The organism is Paenibacillus rhizosphaerae, from assembly GCF_014192015.1.
Lineage (GTDB): Bacteria > Bacillota > Bacilli > Paenibacillales > Paenibacillaceae > Paenibacillus_AQ > Paenibacillus_AQ rhizosphaerae.
The window spans coordinates 781,094-805,573 of record NZ_JACHXJ010000001.1; the positions used below are offsets into that span (position 1 = coordinate 781,094).

General features: G+C 54.6%; 22 protein-coding genes. 15 read left to right on the forward strand and 7 right to left on the reverse strand.

From position 1 onward, the window contains the following. The first annotated feature begins 146 nt into the window (after nt 1–146). The 4 genes from FHS19_RS03485 (at nt 147) to FHS19_RS03500 (ending at nt 4,305) form a co-directional block, all read left to right on the forward strand. A complete protein-coding gene (locus tag FHS19_RS03485; RefSeq protein ID WP_183581392.1) occupies nt 147–1,181 on the forward strand; it encodes a LacI family DNA-binding transcriptional regulator in 1,035 nt (344 codons plus the stop codon). Nucleotides 1,182–1,230: 49 nt separating this feature from the next. Beyond that, nucleotides 1,231–2,394 carry a Gfo/Idh/MocA family protein gene (locus tag FHS19_RS03490; RefSeq protein ID WP_183581394.1) on the forward strand — a complete coding sequence of 388 codons (1,164 nt, stop codon included), beginning with the start codon at nt 1,231–1,233 and terminating at the stop codon, nt 2,392–2,394. A 67-nt stretch (nt 2,395–2,461) separates the two neighbouring features. Beyond that, nucleotides 2,462–3,184, forward strand: a complete 723-nt coding sequence (locus FHS19_RS03495; RefSeq protein WP_183578622.1) for a ThuA domain-containing protein — start codon at nt 2,462–2,464, stop codon at nt 3,182–3,184. Between the two features lie 14 nt (nt 3,185–3,198). Beyond that, nucleotides 3,199–4,305 (forward strand): Gfo/Idh/MocA family protein, encoded by a 1,107-nt coding sequence (locus FHS19_RS03500; RefSeq protein WP_183578625.1) that lies wholly within the window; start codon nt 3,199–3,201, stop codon nt 4,303–4,305. Nucleotides 4,306–4,383: 78 nt separating this feature from the next. On the opposite strand, the gene FHS19_RS03505 is transcribed toward FHS19_RS03500, so the two are convergent. From FHS19_RS03505 to FHS19_RS03515, 3 genes are all read right to left on the reverse strand, one after another. Next, complete coding sequence (locus tag FHS19_RS03505) at nt 4,384–6,537, reverse strand: YhgE/Pip domain-containing protein (protein ID WP_183578628.1); 2,154 nt, start codon at nt 6,535–6,537, stop codon at nt 4,384–4,386. Between the two features lie 82 nt (nt 6,538–6,619). Beyond that, on the reverse strand, nt 6,620–7,147 hold the full coding sequence (locus FHS19_RS03510) for a YfiT family bacillithiol transferase (RefSeq protein ID WP_183578631.1): 528 nt from the start codon (nt 7,145–7,147) through the stop codon (nt 6,620–6,622). Nucleotides 7,148–7,276: 129 nt separating this feature from the next. Beyond that, the gene (locus FHS19_RS03515; RefSeq protein ID WP_183578634.1) at nt 7,277–7,540 is read right to left on the reverse strand and encodes a YolD-like family protein; all 264 of its coding nucleotides are present in this window, start codon (nt 7,538–7,540) and stop codon (nt 7,277–7,279) included. Nucleotides 7,541–7,642: 102 nt separating this feature from the next. Between FHS19_RS03515 and FHS19_RS03520 the strand changes: the two genes are divergently transcribed. Further along, entirely contained in the window at nt 7,643–8,287 is a 645-nt protein-coding gene (locus FHS19_RS03520; RefSeq protein ID WP_183578637.1) for an HD domain-containing protein, read from the forward strand. 32 nt (nt 8,288–8,319) lie between these two features. Here the strand turns inward: FHS19_RS03520 and FHS19_RS03525 are convergent, their stop codons facing one another. Then, the gene (locus tag FHS19_RS03525) at nt 8,320–9,057 is read right to left on the reverse strand and encodes a polysaccharide deacetylase family protein (RefSeq protein ID WP_183578640.1); all 738 of its coding nucleotides are present in this window, start codon (nt 9,055–9,057) and stop codon (nt 8,320–8,322) included. Between the two features lie 172 nt (nt 9,058–9,229). Here FHS19_RS03525 and FHS19_RS03530 point away from each other — a divergent pair, with 172 nt between their 5' ends. From FHS19_RS03530 to nagE, 8 genes are all read left to right on the forward strand, one after another. Then, nucleotides 9,230–10,066, forward strand: coding sequence for a sensor histidine kinase (locus tag FHS19_RS03530; RefSeq protein WP_183578643.1), 837 nt, complete (start codon nt 9,230–9,232; stop codon nt 10,064–10,066). Further along, nucleotides 10,063–10,740 carry a response regulator gene (locus FHS19_RS03535; protein WP_183578646.1) on the forward strand — a complete coding sequence of 226 codons (678 nt, stop codon included), beginning with the start codon at nt 10,063–10,065 and terminating at the stop codon, nt 10,738–10,740. The genes FHS19_RS03530 and FHS19_RS03535 overlap by 4 nt, the downstream gene beginning before the upstream one ends. 127 nt (nt 10,741–10,867) lie before the next feature. Continuing rightward, nucleotides 10,868–12,661 (forward strand): spore germination protein, encoded by a 1,794-nt coding sequence (locus FHS19_RS03540; RefSeq protein WP_246426407.1) that lies wholly within the window; start codon nt 10,868–10,870, stop codon nt 12,659–12,661. A 66-nt stretch (nt 12,662–12,727) separates the two neighbouring features. Then, a complete protein-coding gene (locus FHS19_RS03545) occupies nt 12,728–13,945 on the forward strand; it encodes a Ger(x)C family spore germination protein (protein WP_183578649.1) in 1,218 nt (405 codons plus the stop codon). A 10-nt stretch (nt 13,946–13,955) separates the two neighbouring features. Then, nucleotides 13,956–14,210, forward strand: coding sequence for a hypothetical protein (locus FHS19_RS03550; protein WP_183578653.1), 255 nt, complete (start codon nt 13,956–13,958; stop codon nt 14,208–14,210). Further along, the gene (locus FHS19_RS03555) at nt 14,203–15,381 is read left to right on the forward strand and encodes a GerAB/ArcD/ProY family transporter (RefSeq protein ID WP_183578656.1); all 1,179 of its coding nucleotides are present in this window, start codon (nt 14,203–14,205) and stop codon (nt 15,379–15,381) included. The genes FHS19_RS03550 and FHS19_RS03555 overlap by 8 nt, the downstream gene beginning before the upstream one ends. A 405-nt stretch (nt 15,382–15,786) precedes the next feature. After that, the gene (locus FHS19_RS03560) at nt 15,787–16,281 is read left to right on the forward strand and encodes a PTS sugar transporter subunit IIA (protein WP_183578659.1); all 495 of its coding nucleotides are present in this window, start codon (nt 15,787–15,789) and stop codon (nt 16,279–16,281) included. 32 nt (nt 16,282–16,313) lie between these two features. Beyond that, nucleotides 16,314–17,780: an N-acetylglucosamine-specific PTS transporter subunit IIBC gene (gene nagE / locus FHS19_RS03565; protein ID WP_183578662.1), complete on the forward strand. Its 1,467-nt coding sequence runs from the start codon at nt 16,314–16,316 to the stop codon at nt 17,778–17,780. Nucleotides 17,781–17,843: 63 nt separating this feature from the next. On the opposite strand, the gene FHS19_RS03570 is transcribed toward nagE, so the two are convergent. The 3 genes from FHS19_RS03570 to FHS19_RS03580 form a co-directional block, all read right to left on the reverse strand. Beyond that, nucleotides 17,844–18,188 (reverse strand): cytidine deaminase, encoded by a 345-nt coding sequence (locus FHS19_RS03570; RefSeq protein ID WP_183578665.1) that lies wholly within the window; start codon nt 18,186–18,188, stop codon nt 17,844–17,846. 64 nt (nt 18,189–18,252) lie between these two features. Next, nucleotides 18,253–19,614, reverse strand: a complete 1,362-nt coding sequence (locus FHS19_RS03575) for a TrkH family potassium uptake protein (RefSeq protein ID WP_183581398.1) — start codon at nt 19,612–19,614, stop codon at nt 18,253–18,255. A 37-nt stretch (nt 19,615–19,651) separates the two neighbouring features. Beyond that, entirely contained in the window at nt 19,652–20,656 is a 1,005-nt protein-coding gene (locus tag FHS19_RS03580; protein ID WP_183578668.1) for a LacI family DNA-binding transcriptional regulator, read from the reverse strand. Nucleotides 20,657–21,156: 500 nt separating this feature from the next. On the opposite strand from FHS19_RS03580, the gene FHS19_RS03585 reads away from it, so the two are divergent. Continuing rightward, the gene (locus FHS19_RS03585) at nt 21,157–22,947 is read left to right on the forward strand and encodes an L-fucose isomerase (RefSeq protein ID WP_183578672.1); all 1,791 of its coding nucleotides are present in this window, start codon (nt 21,157–21,159) and stop codon (nt 22,945–22,947) included. A gap of 27 nt (nt 22,948–22,974) precedes the next feature. Beyond that, nucleotides 22,975–24,471 carry a rhamnulokinase gene (locus FHS19_RS03590; RefSeq protein ID WP_183578675.1) on the forward strand — a complete coding sequence of 499 codons (1,497 nt, stop codon included), beginning with the start codon at nt 22,975–22,977 and terminating at the stop codon, nt 24,469–24,471. Nucleotides 24,472–24,480 lie beyond the last annotated feature (9 nt).

The following is a 24,480-nucleotide window of genomic DNA, read 5'->3' on the forward strand; positions in this document are numbered from 1 at the left end:
ACCCATCGGGATGCACCCGGTTCGGTCGCTTTTTTTATTGAAAAACCGTCGAAATCGGAGCGTTTTTTAAAAAACCTGCCTTGACAATAGGATGGTTAGGTGAGAAAATGTACGCGCGTACATAAATCGGAAAAGGGGGAGTTGCCATCGCATCCCGCAAAGAGGTGGCCGAACTAGCCGGGGTATCGGAAGCGACGGTGTCGCGGGTGTTAAACGGAGTCGGCCCCATGAAAGAAGAAACGAGACAACGCGTCATGGAAGCTGCCAAGAAGCTGAATTACGTTCCCAGTGCGCTGGCCCGTAATTTTGCAACCAGCCGCAGCGGCAACATAGGTGTCGTTCTTCCATATGTGCCGAAGGTGCATATGTTTTCGAGCTTTTTTTTCTCGGAAATTTTAAGCGGAATCGGCAACAAAGCGCGAGAGCTAGGTTATGACATCCTGCTGCTGTTTCAGACGCCCGACGAGTCCATGGATTATGTCCGCTGGTTTCATGCGCATAAAATCGATACATGCATTATCCTGGGGGCGAAGGATGATCCGGAAGAACTGCTGGCCCTTCGCCGTCTCGCAGAGGAAGGACTGCCTTTCTGCCTGATCAATCAGCACTTTGAAGGTGAGCCCTTCAGCGAGGTCGATGCAGACCATGTACAGGGCAGCTACATGGCGGTCCGCCATCTGATCGAACGGGGATATCGCCGAATCGCGTTTATGAACGGGCCGCTGACCTACTCCAACAGCCGGGATCGTCTTCAAGGCTGCGAGAAAGCGCTCGCCGAAGCGGGTCTGGTGCTGAAGGAGGAACTGATCTTCCGCGGAAACTTCAGCCGCAGCAGCGGCATCACCGCTGCTTCCGAATTGATGAAAGTCATCGATCAGGTGGATGCCGTCTTTGCCGCAAACGACCGAATGGCCATCGGTTTGATGCAGGGACTCCGGGATCTTGGACTGCCTGAAGAGCGCTTTCCGGCTATGTTCGGTTACGATAATTCGGATGCTTCACAGGTAACGACGCCTGAGCTGAGCAGTGTAAAGGTTCCTTTTTACGAAATGGGGGAAATTGCGGCCGCCGAAGTGCTGAAGCGGCTGGAGCAGGGAGCAGGGGCTCCAGATCAACCTTTTCGGATCATGCTTCCGACGGAGCTGGTCATCCGGGCATCGTCCCAGAATCTACGGTTCTGATGAGCCGGAACGTCCAATATACCAAAGAGATGGAGGAATTCGGATGGAAATGAAAGCGCTGCGAATTGGCATGGTAGGTTATAAATTTATGGGGAAGGCTCACAGCAATGCGTACCGGGCGCTGCCTATGTTTTTCCCGGAGGCGCCGATTCAGCCGCAGATGGCGGCGATTTGCGGTCGTGATGCCGATGCGGTTCAGCAGGCGGCAAGGCAGTACGGCTGGGCCGAAACGGAGACGGATTGGCGGAACCTGGTGGCGCGGGATGACATCGACCTGATCGACATCAACGCGCCGAGCGATGCGCATAAGGACATCGCGCTGGCTGCGGCCAAGGCAGGGAAGCATATTTTCTGCGAGAAGCCGCTGGCCTTGACGCTTGCTGACTCGCGTGAAATGCTGAAGGCTGCGGAGGAAGCGGGAGTGAAGCACATGGTCGGCTTTAACTACCGGTTCTCGCCTGCGGTCCAGCTGGCGAAAAATCTGATCGAAAGCGGCCGGCTGGGGCAGATCTATCATTTCCGCGCCTGGTTTCTGCAGGACTGGATTCTGGATCCTGCCTTCCCGTTAGTATGGCGTCTGCAGAAAGATATCGCGGGTTCGGGCTCTCACGGCGATCTTGGGGCCCATTTGATCGATTTGGCCCATTACCTCGTCGGGGATATCCAGGAAGTCATCGGCATGAGCGAAACGTTTATCAAGGAGAGACCGCTCGCGGAAAATATGACCGGACTCAGCGCCAAAGGCAGCCTGGGCGGACCGATGGGCAAAGTGACCGTCGATGATGCGACTCTGTTTATGGCCCGGTTTACTGGAGGCGCGCTCGGAAGCTTTGAGGCGACCCGGTTTGCGGCGGGACACCGCAGCACGAATTCATTCGAGATCAACGGCAGCAAAGGCAGCGTCAAGTTTGATTTTGAGCGGATGAACGAGCTGGAAGTATACTTTACCGACGACCAGGAAGATGTGCAGGGCTTCCGCCGGGTGCTTGCGACCGACGCCGCTCATGCGTATTCGCAGGCTTGGTGGCCGGCCGGACACACTATCGGCTTCGAGCACACGTTTACGCATGAGATGCTGGAGCTGATGGAAGCGGTTCACGAGGACAGACAGCCTTCCCCGAACTTCCATGATGGTGTGAAATGCCAGGCTGTGCTTGAAGCGGTGGAGCGTTCCGTTGAAGAGCGGCGCTGGGTGGAAATTTCGGAAATGTAGGTCAATCAGGCGAAGGTATTAAATCACGAATAGCGAGCAAATCAAGCGTAGACAAGGAGCGTGCCGCATGAAAAAAGCACTGATCGTATGGGGCGGATGGGATGGCCATGAGCCCGAGCAGGTGGCTGAGATTTTCAAAAACGTGCTGGAAGCCGAGCAGTTTGAAGTAGAAGTATCGGATACGCTGGAAGCGTTTGCCGACAAGGAGAAGCTCCTCGGGCTTGACCTGATCGTCCCTTGCTGGACGATGGGAGAAATCCGGAATGAGCTGGTGAGCAATGTGTCGGAGGCCGTACAGAGCGGCGTGGGCCTTGCCGGATGCCACGGCGGCATGTGCGATTCCTTCCGGACGCAGGTCGACTGGCAGTTCATGACCGGCGGACAGTGGGTCGCCCACCCCGGGAATGACGGGGTTCGGTACATGGTTAATGTGACGGACGAAGAGGAAGGCTCCCTGTTGCAGGGAATCGCGGACTTCGAAGTCGCGAGCGAGCAGTATTACCTGCATGTGGATCCGGCAGTGGAAGTTCATGCCACGACCCGCTTCCCGGTCGTTCATGGCCCGCATTCGGCCAACAAACCGGTCGACATGCCGGTTGTTTGGACGAAGTACTGGGGCGGTGGACGCGTCTTCTACAATTCGCTCGGGCACCATGCGGACATCGTCGACATGCCACAGGTGAAGGAAATGATGAGACGCGGCTTCGTATGGGCCGCCGAAGGCAAAGAAGCCGGCTCCGACTGGAAGCCGGAGGCCGCATATAATGGCATGGCAGACAGCCAATATTAAGGGGAGGGTTACACTTGGAGCAGATCAAAGTAGGCATTATCGGCTGCGGGAAAATCAGCAGCATTTATATGGAAAACTGCAAAAAATTCGATGTGCTGGACTTGGTAGCTTGCGCAGACATCGATAAGGAGCGTGCCGCAGAAAAAGCAGCGGAATTCGGCATACCCAAAGTGTATTCCCCTGAGGAGCTGCTCGCGGATCCTGAAATTCAAATCGTGATCAACCTGACGATCCCGGCTGCGCACGCGTCGGTCTGCCTGCAGGCTCTGGAAGCCGGCAAGCATGTATACGTTGAAAAACCGTTGGCCGTTACGCGCGAAGAAGGACAAAAGGTGCTTCAGCTCGCCAAGGAAAAAGGCCTGCGTGTGGGCTGCGCGCCTGAAACGTTCTACGGCGCCGGAATTCAGACCTGCCTCAAAGTGATCCAGGACGGGCTGATCGGCCGTCCGGTCGCCGCAACGGCATTTATGCTCGGCGGCGGTCACGAAACCTGGCATCCCGATCCTGAATTTTATTATCAGGCAGGCGGAGGACCGATGTTCGACATGGGGCCGTACTACCTGACCGCACTTGTGCAGCTGCTCGGTCCGATCAAGACGATCACGGGCATGACCGGCAAGGCGCTGGAGGAAAGAACGATCACCAGCTCCAAAAAATACGGTCAAAAAATTCCGGTGGAAATCCCCACCCACGTCGCCGGGCTGCTCCAGTTCGCCGAAGGTGCGATTGGAACGATCATCACCAGCTTTGACGTATTCGGCGGCAGCAATCTGCCGAACATCGAAGTTTACGGCACAAAAGGCACACTGCGCGTACCTGATCCGAACAACTTCGGCGGCAAGGTGCAGTACCGGCTTGCCGGCGAATCCGAGTGGAAGGAACAGCCGCTGCTGTTCGGCTACGCGGAGAATACCCGCGGCATTGCCGCAGCTGACATGGCGTACGCGCTGCAAAGCGGGCGGCCTCACCGGGCTTCCGGTGAACTGGCCTACCATGTACTGGAAGCGATGTGGGCGTTCCATGATGCCTCGGATGAGAAAAAGCATTACGAGATGCAAAGCACCTGCACCCCTCCTGCGCCGATGCCTACCGGCCTTGCACCTTATACATTGGATCAATAATGAAATACGCATGAAACATAAAGCCTCCCGTCAGCAGCCTGAACTGCTGGCGGGAGGCTTTTGTGTCTGTTTCTATGATCAATGGATCAGCTTGCTTTCCTTTGCCTTCTTGACGAGGCCCGCGGCAAGCTGGTTGATGACCCCTTTCAGCGCAAGACCGATCGCGAGCGTGATCACGACAAACACGCACATAATGAGCAAATCACCGCGGACGACACTCCAGATCATGCCTCCCACCGCCTCGCGCATCATGCTGATGCCATAGGTGAACGGAAGGAACGGATGGATCGCCCGGAAGAAAGGCGGCGTCGTCTGGATCGGAAAGGTTCCACCCGAACCGGCCAGCTGCAGCACCAGCAGAACGATGGCAAGCGCCTTGCCGACATTGCCGAACACGGAAACGAGCGTGTAGACGATCAGCATAAAGACGGCGCTGTTGACCAATCCGAATAAAATGAACCAGCCTTTGTCCACCACGTAGGTTCCCAAGAGGAAGATATCGCCTGCCGTGACGAGGAACGATTGCAGCAGCGCCAGCGTGAGGAAGGTCAGGAACCGGCCGAAATAAATCTGGACGCTGTTATAATCCGACCCTGCTGCGGGCGAATGTACTTCCGTCGTCACCAGAGATACGAGCAGCGTCGCTCCGACCCAGAGCGCGAGCGTTGAGAAGAAGGGGGACATGGCGGATCCGTAATTCGGAATCGGAAACAGCTGATTCTCCTTCAGCACGACAGGCTCGGCGAAAAACTGTCCTTCCTGCTGGAAGTTGTTTTTCAGCAGGTCGATGACTTCCTGCAGGTTGCCCTCCGATTCGAATTTGCGCATCCGATCCGCCAGTTCCTTGACTTTGGCTTCCACGCCTGGGAGCTCCTTCTGGATGACGGAAATGCCTTGGGTGCCTATAGCCAGTCCCTTGGAAGCGTCAGACAGCACCTTTTTGACGTCCGGCAGGCTCTGAACTGCAGAATCCAAGACCTTCTTCGCTTCAGCGGCAGACTTGGCCGCCTTCTGCAGCCCGCTTGCGATCGCCGGCTGAATTTCGCTGTCGTACCGACCAAGGATGTCTCCTAATAGACCGGATACGTCCCCGGAAAGTGTATTCAGCTTATTCACTAAATCCGTTGCCGGCTTCTCGCCTTTCTTCACCCCGCTGCGGATCTGATTGACCAGGGTCAGCTGCGACTGCATTTTATCCTGGACCTGCTTCAGCTTGGAGCTGACGAAATCCAGGCGGCCGCCTGCAGTCTGGTTCAGCCGGTCGAACCAGTCGATCAGCGCTTGTTGAACTTTCAGGCCGGTGGTTAACCGGGAGGATATCCGGTCCAGCGCATCGAGCGCGGTCTGCGGGTCGACGTCCGGATCTTTCAGCAGCGCGGTCAACTCCTCTGTAGCCATGGAAGTCTGCTGCAAAAGCAGCAGATCCTGCTTTACGTTCGGCGCGATATCCTTGGCGGCCGTGGATGCCTTGCCCATAAAATCGTCCAGCCCCGCCGCCAATTGCTGGCCGTTCTTGGCGAGATCGGTCACCAGGGGCAGCGCCCCTTGAGCTTTGGATACCAGCTCGTTGGTCGTATGGATGTCCTGTGCCGCCGTGTTTACGGCTTGATTGATTTCCGGGAAATTTTTCTCCAGCTCGAACACCAGTGAGCGGACCTTCTCAATGGTCGGCAGCTGATTTTGCAGCTCGATGCCGAGCTCGTTGAAAATTTTGAAAATCGTGCCGTTTGCGGTTTTGACGAAATTTTTGCTGACTTCCTGAATGATACCGCTGGCTCCGGAAGAAGTAATCTTCGGTGACACCGCGTTGATCTTTTCGTTCACATAATACAAAATTTCGGCGTGGGTCGGGGTGTCCGACAATACCGTGGCGATTGAAGCCGAAAAATTGTCCGGGATGATGATGCTGGCATAGTAATCCCCGTGCCGAACGCCTCGCATGGCGTCCGCCTCGGAGACGAACCTCCAGCCCAGCTTATGATTGTCCTTCAGCGAGGCGACGACCTCCTTGCCGAGATTCATCGACTGTCCCTTTATCGTCGTCCCTTTGTCGTTGTTCGCGACGGCAATCGCAATATCGCCGGTATTGCCGTAGGGATCCCAGGATGCCTTGATGTTGAACCAGGCGTACAGGGAAGGAAGCACAACAAGGCCGGCGATAATGACGAGCGCGGCCCAGTTCGTGACTATGTTTTTCACATCTCTGCCGTAGATGGACCAGATCTTGCTCATGTGAACACCTGCCTCAATCATACCGTTTTGGCTAGTATTTCATTTGAGGAGGGGCGTCATACCGGAGAATCTGAATCCCGCCTTACCAGCCCATTCGTTCTTTGAGGGACGTGATATGCGCAAGGTGGTGGTTGCCATGCCAAGCATAAGTGCATAGATGCTCGTTCAAATTGGTTTCTCCGCTCGCGGGATGGATGTAAGTTCTGAGCCATTGGTCACCGCTCAAGCTTTCCAGAACAAGTACAAAACGGACGTGCAGCGCCTCCAGCAGATTCAGGGAAGTCTCCGGATCAAGCAGCACAGAATCCGCAAGTTCAGCCCATAGTTGCTCCTCATATGGTTTTATCACCGGATTCTCTTCGGTTAAAGCAAGTTTGAGCCGAATCAGGCTGTTCATGTGGCTGTCCCCGACATGGTGTACGACTTGACGTACAGTCCAGCCGCCCGGTCGATAAGGCGTATCCAGCTGTTCCTTGGTCCATCCGCTGACGGCTTGACGGAGCTTGGAAGGCAGGCTGCGGATTTCGCCGATCAACGCTGTCCGCTCATCTCCGTTCAGTTCTGTCTTCGTTTTGCAAAGTCCGATAGGGTATTTCATAGGATCGGTCATAGCTAATTCCTCCCGTTGGCTCAGTCATATGTATGCGGGGAACCGTTCCATTCCAATAAGATAATAGACGGAAGCCGGTTTCCCTTTTAACATTTTCGATAAGGGTTCCTAATGTTCCTTTAGTCGGCTTTATGTATGTGCAGAAGCGATCTCGCTGAATTTGATCCACATCCATTCATCCTCAGCTCTAAACTTGATCTCTTCCAGATAGGTATTGATTACGGTGACGAAGCCCCGGATTTCTTGTTCGGGTCCGGCACCGGCAAGGCACAGAGTCACTTTCAAATGCCGGCGGAGGGATTCCTCCAGCAAGCGGCTGGTCTGTGTCCAAGCGGCGTCATTCATGGTAGAATGGAAACTCGCCGACGGTTCGCAGGTTCGGTTGATCATCATTTCACCTCATTTATTAAAAGAGCTATGCATTGTATTATAGGCGAATATATGTTCGGATTCAACCGCGATTCGTATAAAAAATAAAGCTGTGGAGGAAAGCATATGGAGAAAGGCCGAATGATAAAGGAAGCAAGGGAATACGTGAAGGATCGTTTAAAGTCGGAGCCGTCCGGCCACGACTGGTGGCATATTTACCGGGTGGCGGAGTGGGCGAAGCGGCTGGCGGAGCAGGAAGGGGCCGACCCGGCCGTCTGCGAGCTGGCGGCCCTCTTTCATGATTTGGCCGACGAGAAAATCGTATCTTCGAAAGAGGAGGGCATGGCGGCCATTTCCGCCTGGCTCGCGGACCACGGAGCGGATGCCGCGATCGTGGATCATGTGCTGGAGATCATCGGGACGATGTCTTATGGCGGCGGAGGCGGCAAGCCCATGTCTACTTTGGAGGGGCGGGTCGTACAGGACGCGGACCGTCTGGACGCCATCGGAGCGATCGGTATTGCCCGCACGTTTGCTTTTGGCGGTTCGCGAGGAAGACTCATGTATGACCCTGCCGAGCCGCCCCGGACCAGCATGACCCAGGAGGAGTACCGCAGCCGGCAGGGGACGACGGTGAACCATTTTTACGAGAAACTGCTGAAGCTGAAAGATTTGATGAATACGCCGGCGGCCCAGCGCGAAGCTGCGTCCCGCCATTTATTTATGGAGCAGTTTCTTGCTCAGTTCAAACGCGAGTGGCCAGGGGAGTAACCGGCAAAAAAGGGGTGCGTGTAAACGCCCCCTCAAGGAATATTGTACTCTACCAGTTCCGATACGGTAACGAAACGATATCCGCGCTTCTGCAGCTCGGGCAGGATTTGTTTTAACGCGTCGACCGTTTGGGACTTGCCCTCCACGTGGTCATGCATCAGCACGATATCGCCGTTGTGGGCATTGTTCAGCACCTTGTTCACGATCTTGGAGACGCCAGGCCGGTTCCAGTCCCAGGTGTCCTGATGCCAGGACCACATGACGACGAGGTAGCCTTCCTTTTTGCAAATTTGAACCATACGGTCGTTATAATATCCTCCGGGAGGGCGGAACAGGTAAGTTTTTTTACCGGTAACCTGGTATATGGCTTCCTGAGTTTCCTGCAGCTCCCGCACGATGACCTCCGGTGAGCTCCGGCGGTTAAAATACATATGGTCAAAGGTGTGATTGGCCAGCTCATGGCCTTCAGCCACCTGCCGCTTGGCCAGTTCCGGATGCTCCTGAACCTGTTTGCCGACGACAAAAAACGTTGCTTTAGCATGATACTGCTTCAGCAGGTCGAGAATCTGCGGCGTATCCTCAGGGTCCGGCCCGTCATCGAAGGTCAGGGCTATAATTTTTTCCCGGTTCGGAATCTCCCAGATGACGTCTCCCCGCTGTTCATAGTACTCTCTTCCTTGATTTACGGGGGAAGCCCCCGCCGCCGGAGCAGCCGTGACCGAAATCATTAATAGCAGCATGGATAGCGATGCATAAAGCCTTGTGCGCATAAGGTCCTCCCGGTTCTTCGTTGTCGATGCTTCCATCCAAACGTCCAAACAAAGACAAGTTCGCTTCGTAGTATGTGACACGAACCGTTCTAACATACGCAGCGCGGGCCGTGATACAATAGAGACAAGTCTGAATATGCCGGGAATGCCCGGGGAAGGTGCGGATCAAGGCATGTCCTATAAACAAATCAAATGGATGATATTGATTATTCCTACATTGGCCGTAGGGATTTGGGAATATGCGAGGCATGCGTTTCTGATGCCATATATATCGATGAAGGTCGGCAATTTTCTTACACCGGTGTTTCTGTTCTTCATCAGCATGACCCTCCTCAGCATGCTGTTCCGGAGGCTGGAACAGGTGCAGGAGGAGCTGAACCGGGAGCGGGCGGAAAAAGCAGCCCTGGAAGAACGGGATCTGCTTGCCAGGGAACTTCATGACGGCATTGCGCAGTCTCTGTTTCTGCTGTCGGTCAAGATGGACCGGGCGGAGTCACGCAGCCGGGGGGCCCGGGAATCGGCGGACTTTCAGGAGCTGCGGAAATCGGTTCATGAGGTAAACCGGTACGTGCGGCAGGCGATCGCCAATCTTCGTTATCCGGAATCCCCGGAGGAGCGGGAATACCAGGCTTCGATGCGTTCAAGGATCGAGCATACGGCCAAGGAAACGTTCATCCAGCCGTGGATCGAATGGTCCATTCCGGATGCGGCCTTGAGCGCCAAGGAAAAGGTGGAGCTTCTGGCCTGTATCCGGGAAGCGCTGCTGAACATTCACAAGCATGCCCATGCCACCAAGGTATCGATCAAAGGCACGCTGGACGGCCGGGGGTGGACGGTGTTCGTCGAAGACAACGGGCGGGGGATTCACACGGATCCTTTTCATTTGAAGGACCGGTACGGCCTTCGGATCATGAAGGAGCGCGCCGAAGAAATCGGCTGGAAAATGCTGATTCTGCCGATGCAGCGGGGCAGCCGGGTGGAGATCAGAAAGGAGGCCCATAACCATTGAATACGTTCAGAGTGCTGGTGGCCGACGATTCCGGTCATGCGCGCGAAGCGGTGACTGAAATCCTGTCGGCTGACCCGGCGTTTGAGGTGGTCGGCATGGCCCACAGCGGTGAGGAAGCCATAAGCATGACCGAGTTATTGATGCCCGACCTGATCCTGATGGACATCCAAATGCAGGGCATTGGCGGGTTGGAGGCGACGAGGCAGATCAAGCTGCAGTATCCTTACGTCAAAATCGTCATGATCACGGTGTCGGATGATGTGACGCATTTGTTTGAGGCGCTAAAGCAGGGAGCACAGGGCTATTTGCTCAAAAATTTGTCCCCGTCGACATGGCTTGAGTATTTACGGGGGATCATGAGCGATGAAGCGCCGCTCAGCCGGGAACTCGCCACGCAAATTTTAAGGGAATTTCCGCTCGCCCCCAAGAGTCCGGAACATCATGAGACGCTTACCGCGCGGGAGCGCGAAATTTTGAATTGGGTGGCTTCGGGGCTTACCAACAAGGAAATCGCCGCCGAGTTGAACATCTCCGACCAGACGGTCAAAAATCATCTGAAAAACATATTGCAGAAGCTTCATTTGGAGAACCGGGTTCAACTGACGCGTTATGCCTTGGAGAAAGGCCTGGTGAGCCGCAGGCAGGGATTGTTCCAAAAATTGAAAAAAGAGTAGTTGCCGTTTTTAAGCAGCGCAGGGTGAAAACTCTGCGTTTTTTTGTGTTTGCATGGGAACCGACTTGGATGAAATTACCCTGACTTGGAAAGTATAAGCATCATTAATGGACAAGGTGGAGACCCGGATGGTTGGCAAAAAGAAATCCCGTAATGCTTCGTCGAGACAGCAGCCTTCAAACCGGGCCGAAAAAAACGGCTCGCAGTATCAGGAATCCGTGGGGACGGATGCGGCGGAGATGCATTCGGACAGACTGTCCACGGATTTAAAAAGCAATCTGGACCGTTTGAAAAAGGACATGGGAGGAAGCGGAGATCTGGTCATCCGTGAAATCCTTGCCCGGAACTTCGGCAGGAAAGTCGCTTTTGTATATGTTGACGGGCTGGTTGACACGACATCGGTTTCGGAGTTTGCGATCGAAACCGTCTTGAATGAAATCAAGCAGTTCTCGTCTGAGGAGCAGCTGGCAGAAGCATGGGAATTGGAGCAGGATGCGGAGGAAGGACGAAAAAAAGGCGGGGCCCGATACGGGACCGAGGACGAGCTCAAAGAAAATTCCCATGGAGGGTATAGAGACATACCGTCAGAAGAAGACAGGAAATTTTTGCAGCAGTTCAAGGAAAAGGCGCTGGCCGCCGGCGAGATTGACCAGATCTCCGATTGGAGCAAGCTGTACCTGCATCTGCTGTCCGGCGATACGCTGCTTTTTATCGATCGGATTGGCAGTGCGGTTATCGCCAGCACCAAAGGCGGGGAACGGCGGAGCGTCACCGAGCCGGAGTCGCAGACGGTCATTCGCGGACCGCGGGAAGGCTTTACGGAATCGCTTCGCACGAACACGGCGCTGCTCAGAAGGAAAATTAAGAGTCCCCATCTGTGGCTGGAAGAAATGCAGCTGGGAAGAGTCACGCAGACCGATGTAGGCATTATGTATATTCACGGTATCGTGGACGAAAAAAATGTGGATGAGGTCCGGAAGCGTCTCTCGGTCATTGATATCGACGGTATCCTGGAGTCGGGATATATTGAGGAGCTTCTCGAAAATACGAACAAGACGATTTTTCCGACCATCTATCACAGCGAACGTCCTGACGTAATCGCCGCCAGCCTGCTGGAGGGGCGGATAGCGATCCTGGTGGACGGTACCCCGTTTGTGCTGCTGCTTCCTTCCACCTTCAATATGTTCTTCCAGGCGGCGGAAGACTATTATAACCGGTTTGATGTGGGGAGTTTAATCAGGATTCTGCGATACTTCTCGTTCCTTATCGGCTTACTTCTTCCTTCTTTTTATGTGGCGATCATCGGATTTCATCAGGAGATGATCCCGACTTCCTGGCTGCTGAAGCTGGCAGTGCAGCGGGAGGGGGTTCCTTTTCCCGCCTTTGTCGAGGCCTTTATCATGGAAACGGTGTTTGAAATTTTGCGGGAAGCCGGCGTGCGGATGCCCCGGTCCGTCGGGAACACCATTTCGATCGTGGGAGGCCTGGTTCTGGGGCAGGCTGCGGTCCAAGCCGGGATCGTCTCCCCGGTCGTCGTCATCGTCGTATCGCTGACGGCCATAGCCAGTTTCGTGTCCCCGGCCTATAACATTGGAATTGCCGCACGGATGCTCCGTTTTGTCATGCTGATCGTGGCATCGATGTTCGGCATCTACGGGATTGCCTGTATGCTGCTGATCCTTGTTCTGCATCTGTGCAGCCTTAAGTCTCTGAATGTTCCTTATATGGCTCCGTATTCGCCGATAATCTATTCGGATCTGAAAGATTCAATGCTGCGCATGCCTCAGGATGATATGAAGAAGAGACCTAAGCTGATCAGCAGAAATAACCCGGTCCGGTTCCGGGAAGGTGCGATGGGCAATCAGCAAGCGGACCGGGATGAGAATGAACCGCATCAAACACAGGATCCGAGCAAAGTGTAACCGGATTTGATGTGAAGCGCCAAAAACGGTATTCGAGATTTGGCCATGAAGGGAGAGAGCGCTGATATGTTTCAAAGGATCTGTCATATCATGGTATGTCTGCTGCTCTTGCTGCCCCTATCAGGCTGCTGGGATATCAAGTTTCTGGACCAGCTCTCCATCGTTTTGGGCATTGGACTGGACGAAGATCCCGACAATCCGGATAACATTCTCGTGACTCTGCAGGTGGTGGTACCCAGTCAGGCTTCGGAGAGCAGTCCGGGAGGAGGCGGTGGAACCAGCGGCATCCCGGTGACGAAATATATCGGAAGGGGAAAAACTATGCTTGACGCATTGCAGAATATGGACAACGTCGCGCCGCGCCGCTATTATTTCGCCCACAACCAAATGATGATTATCGGTGAAGGTTTGGCGAAGAAAGGGATTGCGGATTTATTTGATTTGATTGACCGGGACCCGGAAATCCGGATCGATTTTTCTATGCTTGTCGCCAAACACGGGACAGCGGCCCAAGTATTGGAAACCCTGACCAACATGGAGAAATTACCAGTCAAGCAGATGTACAAAACGTTAGAAAGCTACAATAAGCGGGCCAGTGCTGCTTATCCCGTAAGCATGAGAGAATTTATCCTTAAATTGGGAAATCCCAAGGAAATGGCCGTGACCGGGAGTGTTGAGTTCATCGGCGATCCTGAAAAGGCGGGAACTAAGGAAAATGTAGAGAAGATTTCGCCTGACGGCTATTTACGAATCGGAAACATGGCCGTGTTCAAAAATGGAAAGCTGGCGGGTTATTTGAACCAAAGCGATTCCAAGGGGCTTGCCATGATCAAAAATAAAGTGCAGCGGCTTGTCGTACCGATTCCCGTTGAGGACGGCAAAGTGCATGTTGCGGTCCTTCACAGTAAGGCCTCGGTGAAAGCCCGATTCAGCCGTGGAAAGCCGGAAATTGTCATTCGGATCAAGCAGAAGGCGAACGTGTTTGACGTTGACAGCCGCAAAATCAGGGTAGACAAAAAGGAAACGATCAGCTGGCTGGAAAAGGAAGCTGAGCAGCAGGTCATCAAGATGGTGAACGGCACCGTTTCGACCCTACAGCATGAGCTGAACAGCGATGCGCTGGGATATGGGAATCTGGTATATAAGGCCAGCCCATCCTATTGGAAGGCTCATAAGGAAGAATGGGACTCGCTATTCCCTGAAATCCGGACGGTCGTAAGTAGCGATGTGGAGATCTATTCGACGGGAATTCGAGATCAGTCTTATTTGCAAAATATGAAATGAGGTGTTTATCATGGGTCCCGATTATATTATTACTGCAGTAACCTTTATGGCTGTGATCCTGAATTTTATTGCACTCCGCCGGAAGGCGTCCAAAAAGGATCTATGGAGTTCGACGACAATCTTGCTGTTCGGAGGGTTTCTGTATATGATGCTGATTATGGACATCCCCTTGCCGTCTTTCGTGAGCGTGATGGGCCATATTTTCGGCCCTCTCGCCAAGCCAGTCATGAATTGGGTCACGGAGGGAAAGGTGGTCCATGGATAAGGGTAAAATTTCGGCTCAGCAGTTTGCATTGATGATGTATTTGTTTATTATCGGCACGGCGGCGCTTGTTCAGCCACATACGCTTGTGTCCATTGCTGGGCAAGACGCCTGGTTCAGCGTCATCATCGTCGGAATCATTCAGCTTGGTCTCATCACGCTCTATATGAAACTCGGCTTTCGGTATCCGCAGCAGACGATTATTCAGTACGGCCGCTTACTGACGGGAAAATGGTTCGGTTCAGCCATAGCCGTTGTATACATGTTATACTTTTTGATCTTGACCGCCTTTGTGACACGGAACATCGGCAATTTTATCGGCTCGGTCGTACTTCCTCAAACTCCGCTGGTTGTTAATATGGTGGTCATCTTGATCCCAGTTGTTTACGGCTGCTATCTGGGGATTGAAGTTATCGGAAGAACAGGGGAAATTTTGTTTCCGTGGGCGATGGTCGTTTTTGTGATTACAGCGCTGCTCTTGATCCCTAAAATGCATCCGGGCGAGCTGTTTCCGATGTTTCCCGAGGGGGTGATGCCAGCGGTTAAGGCGAGTTATCCATTGCTTGGATTCCCTTCGCTGGAAATATCCATCTGTCTCCTGTTGATCCCGTTTGTCCAAAATCAACAAAAAATAAAAAAATATTTTTATATCACCAGCGTGGCTACTTTGATTTCCGGCACACTGCTCAGCGTCATCACGATCATGGTGCTTGGCGTAGACATGACGGCCCGATCCCCTTATGCCGTCTATGACGTGGCACGCGAGATCCGGGTTGAGAGGGTGCTAGAACGTGCAGAGGTCATTGTGGGCATTATTTGGCTGATTACATCGTTCATGAAACTCCTGATTTGCTTCTATGGTACCGTGATTGCAACCGTACAGTGCTTTGACGTGATTAATTACAAGAACTTAGTGATTCCCTTTTCCTTTTTGCTGCTGCCGTTGTCCCTTTGGGTTCTTCGCAACACGGCGGAGCTGGAATGGTCCGGAATCGTATACCCGATGATGGCGTTGTTCCCGGGATTCGTTATACCGGCGGTGCTGCTGATCGTTGGAAACTTTCGAGGACGCGGCAGCGGGCAAAAGCAAGGTTCGGTGGCGCAGTCACAACCGCATTCACAGTCACAGTCACAGCCGCAGCCGCATTTACAACCACAACCACAGCCTGAGTAACACCAGGGTCAAAGCTTACCGACCGGGATTCAAATTGAATAGATTGGCTATTGACGTATCGCCGCAACTTGTTTTAATATAGGCACATAAGCGAATATTTGAAATTGGCGTGTTACCTTAACATTGGGCATGAGCCAAGAATCGATTCCTGCGTGGAGTCTATTCTTGGCTTTTTTTGTTGGTCTTTTGGGAGAGGAGTGTGGCATAGGAGGGAGCTTCCGACGTTTTGAAATCGCTTCCGTTTCAAAGGTTGCGTTCACAGGCAGCTTCCAAGCGCAAGCATATAACAGGTTCCCACATAGTTCATCCGTTCCTGGACATAATGGAAAAGATCCTTTTTTCATAGTCCGGATGATGACTACCCGATCGGAGATTCACGCAGATTTCGTTCAAGGAGGAAAATTCATGTTTTCAAAATGGAAATCCAAAAAACAGCAAACGTTAGACATTACTTCCCCGCTTACAGGTACGGCCGTACCGCTTGATCAAGTGCCGGATGAAGCCTTTGCGGGCGGACATATGGGCAAAGGTCTGGCCATTGAGCCTGCGGACGGCAAGCTGATCGCTCCGTTTGACGGTGTCGTGGCTCACGTGATCAAGTCCAAGCATGCGGTCATTGTGGAGCATGAGAACGGCCTGCAGTTTCTGTTTCATATCGGCATCAACACGGTAGGACTCAAAGGCAGCGGATTTACAAGCCATGTCAACTCGGGAGACAAGGTGAAGGCAGGGCAAACGCTGATCGAATTCGACATGGAGGCAATTCGCGCGGCAGGTCTGCCTACCGTAACGCCGGTCATTATTACAAACAGCGAAGACAACGTGGAGCAGATGGACACGAAGCTGGGGGCCGTAACTGCCGGACAGACCGAAATCCTGAGCGTTACGCTTAAATCCTAAAGCTACTTTCGACGAGAAAGGGATGACAGAACATGCTAGCATTTCTGCAAAAAATCGGGAAGTCGCTGATGCTTCCGGTGGCGACGCTGCCGGCGGCCGCGATTCTGATGCGTTTTGGCAACATCGACTATATTAAGGACTTCCACCTGGGCAACCAGGTGGGATGGTTCCTGAACCACTACGTAGCACCGTTTCTGGATGCCGGCGGGTCGACGATCTTCGATAACCTGCCGCTCATCTTCGCCGTCGGGGTGGCCATCGGTCTGACGGGTGACGCCGTCGCTGCGCTCTCTGCCGTCATCGGCCACATTATTCTCTTAAAGGTGCTGGTTAAAGTACCGCTGGCGTTTACGACCGTTATGGACAAGAGCGCAGAGCTTAACACGGGTGTTCTCGGAGGCATTATCGTCGGTCTGATTTCCGCCTTTTTATATAACCGTTTTCATAAAATCAAGCTGCCGGACTGGCTCGGATTTTTCGGCGGCAAACGTTTTGTTCCGATTATTACCTCTGTCACGATGGTATTCGTTGGCATTATTCTCGGTCTGATCTGGGGACCGATCCAGGACGTACTGGATACGTTCGGCCGCTGGATCGTCAGCCTTGGAGGGATCGGCAGTGCGGTATACTTGATCGCAAACCGCCTGCTCGTTCCGTTCGGCCTGCACCATATTATCAACTCGATCGTCTGGTTCCAGATCGGGGATTATACCGACGCGGCGGGTAAGGTCGTTCACGGCGACCTGTACCGGTTCTTTGCGGGAGATAAATCCGCGGGTATGTTCATGACCGGCTTCTTCCCGATTATGATGTTCGGCCTGCCGGCAGCGGCACTCGCCATTATTCATACCGCGAAGAAGGAGAAGCGCAAGGCGGTGGCCTCCATCTTTATCGGTGCCGCAGTCGCTTCATTCCTGACCGGGATCACGGAACCGCTTGAATTTGCATTCATGTTCGTCGCTCCTGTACTATATGGGATACATGCAGTGCTGGCAGGGGTGGCAGGTTATGTCATGTATGCGCTGGGCGTAAAGCTAGGCTTTGGATTCTCGGCCGGTTTTATCGACTATGCCCTGAACTATCCGCTGTCCACCAAGCCGCTGCTGCTCATTCCGGTAGGTCTGGTCTTTGCGGTTGTGTACTATGTGCTGTTCCGGGTGCTGATCGTGAAGCTCAACCTGAAAACGCCGGGTCGGGAGGATGATGTGCAGGTGGCGGACGAAGCTGTAGAAGGCGGCACAGCAGATGCGGGCGTTGCGGCATCGGACAGCAAGGCAGCCAGAGTGCTCGCGAATATCGGGGGCACGGACAACATCGAAAGTATCGATGCGTGCATTACCCGTCTGCGACTTGTCGTCAAAGACGAGTCGGTCGTCAACGATCAAGGACTGAAGCAGCTCGGCGCTTCCGGCGTCATGCGGCTTGGCAAGGGCGCCGTCCAGGTGGTGTTCGGACCGCAGTCCGAGGTGCTGAAGGATGAAATCCAGAAGCTGATGTAAACACATCGGCGGCATGACAAAGAGGCTTCCCAGGAAGGGGAGCCTCTTTGTCATGGTGCAGTATCAGGACGACGTCCATTTTTCCTTCAGATCGTCATAAGCGGCGCTCCAGTGATACGGCTGCAATTCCGCCAACGTTTTGAAGACGAGCTCGTTACCGGGGAAGGTGATGGCACATTTTACGCCAGGCCCCCAATAAAACAAACGTTCCTGGCAGATTCCGCAAGGGGATAGCACTTGGTATGGCGACATCTCGTCATCCCTTGCCACGCAAATCGAATGCGTTACTTTCTTGTTCAGCTTGTGAGCTTCCAATATAGCCCCCGTCTCCATACAGAGATGAGTGGAGTCGTTGATGACATTCGGTGCGACAGTAACTTCATCATACATTTGTTGCTCAATACTCATTTCGACTGCCTCATTTCAAAAAAAATCGCGTATCTCAATAAAGGTGAGACCCATAATGGGCTGTTTAACCGATAATGATCTTCCCTTCCGGGTAGTTGAACGGGTCCTTCTTGTTGTCCCGGGTCAGCGCGTACGCGAGGGTCAGCGGACCCATGCGGCCCAGGAACATCAGGCAGATCACCCATACCTTGCCGAAGGGGCTGAGTTCGGTGGTCAGTCCCATGGAGATGCCCGTCGTGCCGAAGGCCGATGCCGATTCAAACAGGATCGACATAAAATCATGGTCTTCCGTGACCGACAGCAGCATGGCAAACAGGATGATCAGCAGAATCGACAAGAGGGTCAGCGTGATGGCTTTGTACACGACGTCCTTGGCGATCCGTTTGCGGAACAGGACGACATCTTCCCGGCCGCGGATCATCGCATGCACGGCACCGAGGAGCAGCACGAATGTCGTAATCTTGATCCCGCCGCCGGTTGAACCGGGGGCCGCACCGATGAACATCAGCAGGATCATGAAGAACTGGGTCGACTGGCGAAGGCCGCCGATATCGACCGTATTGACCCCGCCGGAGCGGGTCGTCACCGATTGGAACAGCGAGGCCCAAATCTTGCCGCCAGTACTAAGAGGACCCAAAGTATGCGGATTGGTAACCTCCATCAGGAAAATGACGAGCCCTCCGAGGAAGACCAGCACTGCAGTTGCGCTGAGCACGACCTTGCTGTGCAGTGAGATTTTGCGGACCTTCGGGTATTCCAGCAGGTCTGACAGCACGATAAAGCCGATCCCGCCCAGAAAAATGAGCGCCATCAGGACGATATTCATATACGGATCGCTCACGAAGGAGGCCATACCGCTGAACGGACCCTGCACGCTTCCCATCAAATCGAATCCGGCGTTGTTAAACAGCGAGATGCTGTGATAGATACCGAAATAGACGGCCCTGCCCGGCGGCAGAGAAAGCGAGAACACGTAATGGACCGCAAGCAGCAGGGCTCCCGCCACTTCGATCAGCAGGGAATACAGGATAACCTTCTTGACCAGCCGGACTACGCCGTCGATGGTGCCGTGGTTCAGCGCTTCCTGCAAAACCAGCCGCTCTCTCAGTGAAATCCGTTTGTTCAGCACAAGCGCGATTAGCGTCGCCATCGTCATGAAGCCGATGCCGCCGACTTGGACCAGCAGCAGAATGACGGTTTGTCCAAACACGGAAAAAGCCGTTCCCGTGTCAACGACCGTGAGGCCGGTCACGCAGGCGGCCGAAGTTGCCGTGAACAGCGCGTTCAGGGGCCCGATCGAGATGCCGGTAGCCGACGCTGCCGGCAGCGACAGAAGCAGGGTCCCGGCCGCGATCATAATCAGAAACCCGAACACCAGAATTTTAGGGGGCGTGAGCAGACGTTTGGACCAATGCCCCCGGGTCATGCTTTTTTGTAAAATGAAACTCACCTCTTGCTGTGACTTAAATAGGTTTGGCAGACGAGCGGATCACCAGCTCCGACGGCAGGATCACCTTGCGGGAGTCCGGGACCGAGCTGCCCCGGATCCGTTCCACCAGCAGCTGGATGCCCATAGCGCCAAACTGGTAGGCCGGTTGTGCCGCCACCGTCAGAAACGGGTCCAGCGCCGACGAGAGATCGAGGTCATCGAAGCAAACGACGGAGATGTCCTCCGGCACCCGGATGCCGCGATCGCGCAGATCCCGGATGACACCGACCGCCAGTACGTTGTTGGCCGCGAAAATGGCGGTCGGAGGGGAGGGCTGCTCAAGCAGCTGCTCCAAATGATCATCCGCATGGTAATCGCGGTAGTTCTGGTGGATGATGAGCGTCTCATCCAGCGGGATGCCCTGAAGGGCCAACGCCTCGGCGTATCCCTCATAACGGAGCCGGGCTGTGGAGACGTCCAGGGAGCCGTTGACGAGCGCGATGCGGCGGTGGCCCAGCCCGATCAGGTAGTCGACAAGCTTCCGGGCACCTTCCTTGCTGTCCCCGCAGATCATATCCGATTCGATGCCGGGCACGGCCCGGTCCATAATGACGAACGGGATGTTGTGAGCCCGCAGCTTCTCGAGATTTTTCAGCGACAGATCCCCGGCCGGAGCGAACAGCACGCCGTCGACCCGCGTGGACAGGATCATGTCGACATAATCTTTTTCCTTCGCGTAATCCTCGTCGCTGTTGCCGAACAGAAGGCGGTAGCCGTACTGTTTGGCTCCGTCTTCCGCACCGCGGGCCAGACTCGTATAGAACGGATTGGTGATGTCCGTGATGAGCAGGGACAGAATTTGCGTCTGCTGCAGGACGAGGCTCCGGGCATTGGAATTCGGTATGTAATTTAGCTCTTCCATCACTTTTTTGACTTTGCGGCGCGTCTCCTCGCTGATCCGTCCGGTATTGTTGATGACCTTGGAGACCGTCATGGCCGAGACGTTGGCCTTTTGCGCTATATCGTAAATCGTTACCAATGTAAACCCCTCTTTGCTGTATATTCTATCAGAACCGCCCGGATAAAAGAAAATACGGATTGACAGTAATCGCTTTCATTGTTATTTTAAAGTTACCGATAACTCATTATACATTTTTTTGAGCATTTGACCCAGCAGCAATGCAGCAAATCCGATTCAAGCAATCATGCAAGGCGTTTTCTACCTGGAGCTAAGGACGATCTAAAGAGCGGACGAGGCAGGGGACCGGCGTGATCTATAGAGCAGTGACGTTGAATTCAGGAAAGCACAATCATTTTTTTGAAGGGATCGGACGTATGATTCGGTATAGTGACGACGCTCCCGATCGATCCCAATCGCTTTCCTTCAAGCTTGTTCTGTATTCCAAGGATGCATGCCGATAGACGTTTTTCATAGGAATGATGAATGGGAAGGCTGTATATTTTTTTATTATAGGGTTACCGGTAACCCCAATCGTAAGCCATGAAAAATCATAAGAAAAGCTGAGGAGGAAACAAACGATGGCCAACCAGAACGAAAGATGGAAGCACGGGTTCCCCAAGATCGGCATCCGGCCGACGATCGACGGCAGACGGAAGGGGGTTCGCGAGTCCCTGGAGGATATGACGATGAATCTGGCGAAGTCGGTCGCTGCTTTTCTGGGCGAACAGCTTCGCTACCCTGACGGTTCCCCGGTGGAATGCGTCATTGCGGACACCTGCATCGGAGGCGTGGCGGAAGCGGCGGCTTGCGCTGACAAATTTGCCAAAGCCGGCGTAGGCGTATCCATCACCGTGACGCCGTGCTGGTGCTACGGAACGGAAACGATGGACATGGATCCTTCCATTCCGAAGGCGGTATGGGGATTCAACGGCACGGAAAGACCAGGCGCGGTCTATTTGGCTGCCGTATTGTCGGCCCATGCGCAGAAGGGACTTCCGGCATTCGGCATCTATGGCCGGGACGTGCAGGATCTGAACGACCCTTCGATTCCTGCCGACGTTCAGGAGAAGCTGCTGCGTTTTGCCAGAGCCGGTCTGGCCGCAGCAACGATGAAGGGCAAATCTTATCTGGCCATCGGCTCGGTATCGATGGGCATCGCCGGCTCGATGATCGACCCGGACTTCTTCCAGGAATATTTGGGCATGCGCAACGAGTATGTGGACATGTCTGAAATTACGCGGCGGATCGAAGAAGAGATTTATGATCCGGAAGAGTTCAAGCTGGCCATGGCCTGGGTGAAGGAGAACTGCAATGAAGGGCCGGACAACAATCCTGAAGCGATCCGGACTTCGCGCGAGAAGAAGGATAAGGACTGGGAGACGGTTGTCAAAATGACGCAGATCGTACGCGACCTGATGGTGGGCAATCCGCGGCTGGCGGAGCTCGGCTTTGAAGAAGAGGCCATGGGCCATCACGCGATCGTGTCCGGATTCCAGGGACAGCGGCAGTGGACGGACCATTTCCCGAACGGGGACTTCCATGAAGCGATTCTGAACTCTTCGTTCGACTGGAACGGCATCCGGGCGCCTTATTTGGTAGCCACCGAAAATGACAGCCTGAACGGCGTATCGATGCTGTTTGGCTACCTGCTGACCAATACCGCCCAAATCTTTGCCGACGTTCGTACATACTGGAGCCCGGACGCGGTAAAACGGGTTACCGGTCATGAGCTCGGCGGAGCCGCGGCAAACGGTCTGCTGCACTTGATAAACTCGGGACCGGCGGCGCTGGATGGAACCGGGGAGCAGCTGAGGGACGGGAAGCCGGTCATGAAGCCGTTCTGGGAAATCACGCAGGAGGACGCGGACAACTGCCTCAAAGCGACGTCCTGGCGCCCGGCGGCGGTGGAATATTTCCGCGGCGGCGGTTTCTCGTCCGACTTCCTGACGCGCGGCGGGATGCCGGTGACGATGTCCAGGCTGAACCTGGTCAAAGGGCTTGGTCCTGTCCTGCAAATTGCCGAAGGATATACGGTCGATCTCCCTGAGGAAGTGCATGACAAGCTGGATCAGCGGACCGACCCGACGTGGCCAACCACCTGGTTTGCTCCGAACCTGACGGGCGAGGGAGCGTTCAAAGACGTATATTCCGTGATGGATCACTGGGGAGCCAACCACGGTGCGATCAGCTACGGCCATATCGGCGCGGACCTGATCACACTAGCTTCGATCCTGCGTATTCCGGTGAGCATGCACAACGTTGCAGAGGAGCAGGTTTTCCGTCCGAGAGCCTGGGGGCTGTTCGGTACAAGCGATCCGGAGGGAGGGGACTTCCGGGCCTGCCAAAACTTCGGACCGCTGTACAAGTAAGCATTTTCTACGGGTGAGGTGAGGCTAATGGGTTCGAAATCCTTACACATGCTGGCGGTGGACTTCGGGGCAAGCAGCGGACGCGCCGTGACGGGAGCGTTCAATGGCCGAACGCTGTCCGTAAGCGAGGTGCACCGCTTCAATAACGAACCGGTTCGTCTCGGCAACAGCCTTCACTGGGATTTTCTGCGGCTGTTCCATGAGCTGAAGCTGGGCATTCATGCTTCCCGGCGGATGGCGGGCGGTGCCCCGGTATCGGTGGCGGTGGACACTTGGGGCGTCGACTACGGTTTGGTGGATGCCAAGGGCAGACTGGCCGGCAACCCTTACCACTATCGGGACCTGCGGACAGAGCAGGTTATGCCCGAAGTGTTCTCCGCTGTGCCGGAAAAGGAACTGTTTCGGCTGACCGGCATCCGCTCCTCCTCGATCAACACGATTTATCAGCTGTATGCCGAGGAGAACATCCGCTCCGGCTATGGGGCGGGCGGGCTAAAAATGCTGATGATGCCGGATCTGTTCCATTACTATTTGTCTGGCGTCATGGCCAATGAATATACGATTGCCAGCACGAGCGGATTGCTCGATCCGCGCAGCCGTACATGGCATAGCGGCATGCTGAACACGCTGTCCATTCCGGAATCGCTGTTCTCGGAGATTGTGATGCCGGGAACGATTCTGGGGCAGCTGCGGCAGGACATCCGCGAGGAGCTGCAAGTGCCGGATATGGCGGTGATCGCCGCGGCGGGCCACGATACGGCCGCCGCGGTGGCGTCTATTCCGGCGGGTGATGCCCCGTATGCCTTCATCAGCTCCGGAACCTGGTCGCTGATGGGCATCGAGCTCGATCAGCCGGCGCTGAGCGATGACAGCCGGGACAACCTCTTCAGCAACGAAGGGGGAGCGGGCGGTAAAATCCGGCTGCTCAAGAACATCATGGGGCTGTGGCTGCTGCAGGAATGCCGGCGCACATGGGCGCTGGAAGGCACGGCGCTCACGTACGACGAGCTGACCGAGCTGGCGCTGTCGGCGCCGGAGAACGGCAGCTATATCGACGCGGCAGATAGCGTCTTCCTGCCGCCGGGCGGCATGCCGCAGCGAATCCGCGAATACTGCCGGGACAGCGGCCAGAAGGTGCCGGAATCCCGCGCGGCCATCGTTCGCTGTATTGTCGAAAGCCTGGCGCTTCAATACCGCCAGACGCTGGATGAAATCGAGAAGCTCGCCGGAGAGCGGATGGAGCATATCCATATCGTCGGGGGCGGCATCCAGAACCGGCTGTTGTGCCAGCTGACGGCCAACGTCACCGGCCGTCCCGTGATTGCTGGACCGGTGGAAGCCACGGCCATCGGCAATCTGATGATGCAGGCGCTGGCGCATGGCGAGGTGAAGAACCTTGCCGAGATCCGGCAGGTCGTTCTTGAATCCTTCCCGCCGGAAACCTACCTGCCGGAGGACGCGGCAATGTGGGAGGAACGCTATCAGCAGTACGTGAAGCTTTTTAAACGTCAAGAGACGGTATAAGCATGTGTT